Source organism: Neisseria sp. P0001.S005, from assembly GCF_051963715.1.
In genome coordinates this window covers 1-4,907 of sequence record NZ_JBQCTZ010000239.1, presented here as the reverse complement: position 1 = coordinate 4,907, position 4,907 = coordinate 1, and the positions used below count along the sequence as shown (strand labels likewise).

General features: G+C 46.0%; 5 protein-coding genes. All 5 read right to left on the bottom strand.

The genetic code is table 11. From position 1 onward, the window contains the following. Positions 1-81: 81 nt before the first annotated feature. Positions 82-570 (bottom strand): phosphatidylglycerophosphatase A family protein, encoded by a 489-nt coding sequence (locus ACTHSP_RS17850; RefSeq protein WP_049350702.1) that lies wholly within the window; start codon positions 568-570, stop codon positions 82-84. Next, entirely contained in the window at positions 563-1,519 is a 957-nt protein-coding gene (gene thiL / locus ACTHSP_RS17845; protein WP_049350700.1) for a thiamine-phosphate kinase, read from the bottom strand. Before thiL ends, ACTHSP_RS17850 begins: the two co-directional genes overlap by 8 nt. 187 nt (positions 1,520-1,706) lie before the next feature. Beyond that, positions 1,707-2,426 carry an SDR family oxidoreductase gene (locus tag ACTHSP_RS17840; RefSeq protein WP_440346577.1) on the bottom strand — a complete coding sequence of 240 codons (720 nt, stop codon included), beginning with the start codon at positions 2,424-2,426 and terminating at the stop codon, positions 1,707-1,709. Positions 2,427-2,521: 95 nt separating this feature from the next. Further along, entirely contained in the window at positions 2,522-3,826 is a 1,305-nt protein-coding gene (gene hpnE / locus ACTHSP_RS17835) for a hydroxysqualene dehydroxylase HpnE (RefSeq protein WP_049350698.1), read from the bottom strand. Continuing rightward, the gene (hpnD, locus tag ACTHSP_RS17830; RefSeq protein ID WP_440346576.1) at positions 3,823-4,671 is read right to left on the bottom strand and encodes a presqualene diphosphate synthase HpnD; all 849 of its coding nucleotides are present in this window, start codon (positions 4,669-4,671) and stop codon (positions 3,823-3,825) included. Before hpnD ends, hpnE begins: the two co-directional genes overlap by 4 nt. Positions 4,672-4,907: the final 236 nt, after the last annotated feature.

The following is a 4,907-nucleotide window of genomic DNA, read 5'->3' as shown; positions in this document are numbered from 1 at the left end:
ATGGTATTTATTTTATTTCAATCCGGATAATTCCGGCGTGCCCGCCCTATTTTTGCAAAGGGTCGAAACACTTAAAACGCATCACGCAATCCAATAAAACAGGCCCAAGACCATCAAGGTCATCACAGCCGCAATCAAATCATCAAGCATAATGCCTAAACCTCCATGAATCCGCCGGTCAAACCATTTGATCGGCCATGGTTTCAACGCATCAAACAAGCGGAAAATAATAAAAGCCGCCAGCCACCAGCTCCATTTAAACGGAATCAGCGACAGCACCAGCAGCATCGCGACAATTTCATCCCAGACGATACCGCCGTAATCCTGAATGCCTAGTTCCCGCTCGGTATAACCGCAAATGCGGATACCCCAAAAAAACAAGGCGATACACAATAAAAGCAATATCCAGCCGTCTATGCCCAACAGGCACAATACAAAAGCCAGAGGCAACGCTGCCAGCGTTCCGGCCGTACCTGGCGCAACCGGCGACAAGCCGCTGCCGAAACCGAATCCTAAAAAACACAATGGTTTGTGCAACAGCCAAGAAAAAGTAGGTTTACGTTCAGCCAAAATGATCAAATCCTAAAGAAGTCAGTTCCAATACGCCGCCTTCGGCATCCAAAATATTCAGACGGCCTGAGTCAGTAATTTTACCAATTCGGGCGACCGGTACGCCACTTTGTTCCGCTGCCTGATAAACGCGTTTCCTGTCTTCTGGAGCGGCAGTAAAAATCAGTTCGTAGTCATCGCCGCCGGCCAATACTACCGACAACCATTGCTCGCGCGACAACACATTTTTCAATTCAGGCAACGACGGCACACAATCGGCAAATATTTCCGCCCCGACAGCAGAGGCTTTCAAAATATGCCCCACATCTTGAGCCAGGCCGTCTGAAACATCTTGCGCGGCATGGGCAAACGGCAACAATGCCTGCCCCAATGAAACGCGCGGTTCTGGACGGAGCAATTTGTCATCGCAAACCGCCATGATTTCAGACGGCAATTGATAATGCCCCAGATGTTTGTTCAAAGCAGCGGCAGCCAAACCCAACCGACCCGATACCCAAATATCGTCGCCGACTTCGGCCGCATCACGCCGCAGGGCACGCCCTGTCGGAACTTCACCTACTATCGTTACATTAAAGACCAAATCGCCTTTGGTGGTATCGCCACCAATCAACACCGTATCAAAACGCACAGCCAAAGCAAAAAAGCTATCGCAAAAGCGTTTGAGCCAATCTTGATTCAATTCAGGCAACGCAGCACTGAGCAACACCCAACGTGGCTTGGCACCCATAGCGGCCATATCGGATAAATTTACTGCAAGCATTTTCCATGCCAAATCTTCGGGCGAAACATCTTCAAAAAAATGTCTGCCTTTGACCAACATATCAGCGCTAAAACATAAATCAAATCCGTTACTTGGGCGAATAATAGCGGCATCGTCCCCTATGCCCAAAATCAGACCTTCCGATTTTTGTCGCTGCAAATATTGTCTGATAAAGTCAAATTCCGTCATATTTATCCAATATAACTATAACTTAGATTACTATATCTAATTTTGTGCTAGCCTAATGTTTGCCTGCTAACACGTCAAACATCAAACTTCCATATTATTCAGATATAAAACTCAATAAGTTAAAGGCCATCTGAAAATACAGATTTCAGACGGCCTCATGTTTTCAAACCACTCTGAGCAGGTATATTTACAGATAGACGATTTCACCTGTCCGCCCCCTGCTCTCTTGGCCTGCCCACCAAATAAATTGCGGCAGGACATCTTCGTAGTTTTTACGTTCACTCTTCGATTCGCCCGGATGAGATTTAATACGTTGCGGCGAATTGATGGCACCCGGAACCAAAACATTGGCACGCAGGTTGTCAAAACGTTCCCACTCATCCGCAGCCACTTTACACAAATAATTGAGCGCGGCTTTGGAAGCACCGAAACCGCCCCAATAGGCTTGCGGTTTCTCGCCGTGGCTTTCGCCGACAAAAATCACAGAAGCGTCTTCGGATTGCTTCAACAATGGGAACAGCGCACGGGTCAAGCCCATAGGCGCAACGGTATTGATACGGTATTGGTTGACCCATTCCGATACGGTTTGGAAGTCCAATGGCGACAAGGCATAGAAATAGCTGGCACAATGCACCATGCCATCCAATTTTCCACCGGTAGCTTCATCAATAGTTTCCGCGAATTGCTTAAACTCTTTCTCCTCAGCGCTCATCAAATCAAAGCAGATGGCAAACGGCTCAGGGCTGCCTGCAGCCACAATGGCATCATATACTTTTTCCAAACGCTTTTGATGACGCGCCACCAAAATGACAGTCGCTCCGGCAGCCGCATAGGCTTTGGCAACCTGCTCGCCCAAGCCTTGGGATGCGCCGGTAATCAAGATGGTTTTGTTCGCTAATGTCGTCATGACTGTTCCTTGAACTTTATGGTTTCAGATATTGTATCGGCTTGGTAAGTTTTGTAAAGTCAAAAAGGCCGTCTGAACATTCAGACGGCCTCAGTTTATTCAACCCGTAAATCCAGCATCAGCTTTTCAGCCGCGGCAAAGCCTGACTGAACTGCAGCTTCCAATGTTGCCGGATAGCGCGGATGGAGATAGTCGCCGGCCGGATAAATACGGCGATGGTGCAACCATGAGAAATCAGGTTGTATAAAATCAACCGTTGCAGCCGTAGTCGCGCGTTTTTCCGTAATAATGCGTACGGCTTCGGGTTTATCCAAATCCGGACAAACCCGCTTAATGTCCGCATGAACTTTCTCGGCCAAATCTTTATCCTTCCAAGCCTCGGTACAATCGGAAACGCTGATAACGACTGCGACTTCATTATCCGGCAAGCCCAACGTCCCCCGATGTAGCACCCATTGCGCCGTACCATCGGCAAACCCGGTTAAAGGCGCAGGCAGTTTGACTGCTTGGGCATAACGCAAATAAACCGTGGTAATCGCATGATAGTGCAACGATTGATAGGCCGTCTGAATATAGTCAGGCGTATCTTCAGGCAGAAGCGCGTCAACATGATATGGCGCAACAGCCAAAACAACCGCATCAAATATTTCACCATTGATTTCAATTCGGCCATCAATATGATGGTTTAAATGGGAAACACGAGTTTCAAGATGTATCTTTGCACCATGTTTGTGCAGAAAATCCAAAGCTGGTTCGGCTACGATCCGCCCTAAATCCTGCTTAGGCAAAAGATAATCGCTGTTCGCCTTTTCAGACCACACGCCATCATTCAATACATTGCATAAAATGCGCAGCGATGCCTGTTCTAACGGAGTATTTAAAGCACCCCAAACCAAAGGTTGCCAAAATTGGCCAAGCAGGCTGCGGGGAATATTTCGTGTTCTCAACCACTTTGCAACCGTCAAATCGGTTTTATGATGAACTGCCCAACGTTGCAATGCTGACATATCCGACAGCAATTTGATTTTCAATGAAAAAGAAAGATTTTTCGCACGCAGGATGCCGACAAGCAAATGCCAAGGTGCAGGCAGAGAGGCCGTCTGAAACTGTAATCCTTCATGGATATACCATCGCAAAGGCTGGCGTAAAAAGGCTGATTCAGGTTGAACGCCAATATGTTGCATTAAAGTTTGAACACCATGATACGCACCCAACAAGATATGCTGCCCATTATCCAAAAAGCTGAATCCATCATCTTTCCCGGCTAAGGCACGCGCCCTACCGCCAGCCTGTCTCCCGGCCTCAAACAAAGAAATATCAGCTCGATGAATCAGGGAAACCGCCGCAGACAAACCTGCCCAACCGGCACCAATCACAGCAATTTTTGGACGCTTATTCATGGTTTAAATCCAAACAGCCAAGTTTTCAAAGCAATACGTTTTTTACGGGGAGAAGGAATCGCAATTTTATAAGTCAAAACATTTTGCGCACCATCACGGTCGATTTCATTCAACAACGCATAATAAATAGCCGCCATAATCAGGCCGACTTTTTGCGATTTCTTATCCTCAGCCGGCAAAAACAACATCGCTTCACGATAAGTTTCACGCGCCCTATTCACTTGAAATTGCATCAATTTTGCAAAATTGTCTGTCGGTTTGCACTGCATGATTACATTGGCAGGTACATCAAACTTCTGCATTTCCTCTATCGGCAGATAAATTCTTCCATGCCGCGCATCTTCGCCCACATCGCGAATAATGTTCGTCAACTGCAAAGCCAAGCCCATTTTGTCCGCATATTCCAAAGTTTTCGGATTGGAAAAACCTAAAATCCGCGCAATAAGACAACCCACTACCCCGGCAACACGGTGGCAATACAGCTTTAATTCATCAAAACTACCATAACGAGCCTGCTCCAAATCCATCTGCATGCCATCAATCAAAGCTTCAAATTCATTCTTCGGCAAGTCAAAATTTGCCCGAATATCTTTTAAAGCCTGATGAACAGGATGCTCCGGCATCTCATTATTAAATACTTTCTCCAAATCACTGCGCCACCAATTCAATGTTATCTGAGCTACATTTGGATTGGTACAGCCATCAACCACATCATCTAGTTCGCGACAAAAAGCGTATAAAACAGTGATCGCATTCCGTTTTTCTACCGATAAAAAACGAAAGCCGGATAAAAAACTGGAATGGCTTTCTGCAGCCTTTTGATGACAATAATCCAAAGCAAGCACTGTGTATCCTAAAAATATCGTTATAAATAATTAACAGGGATTTTATCTGTATTTAAAAAAGTACGCCAATATCAAAAACTAATCTTACAACAAGGCCGTCTGAAAACTAATCTTAAGTATCTTTCAGACGGCCTAGCCAATATCGAAGCCACCAATATCACCACCAACAGCTGTATCAAAGAGTAGCCCCTCTGTACAGTTGCCCTATTCCGTTTTCCATCAAATACATTTAAGTA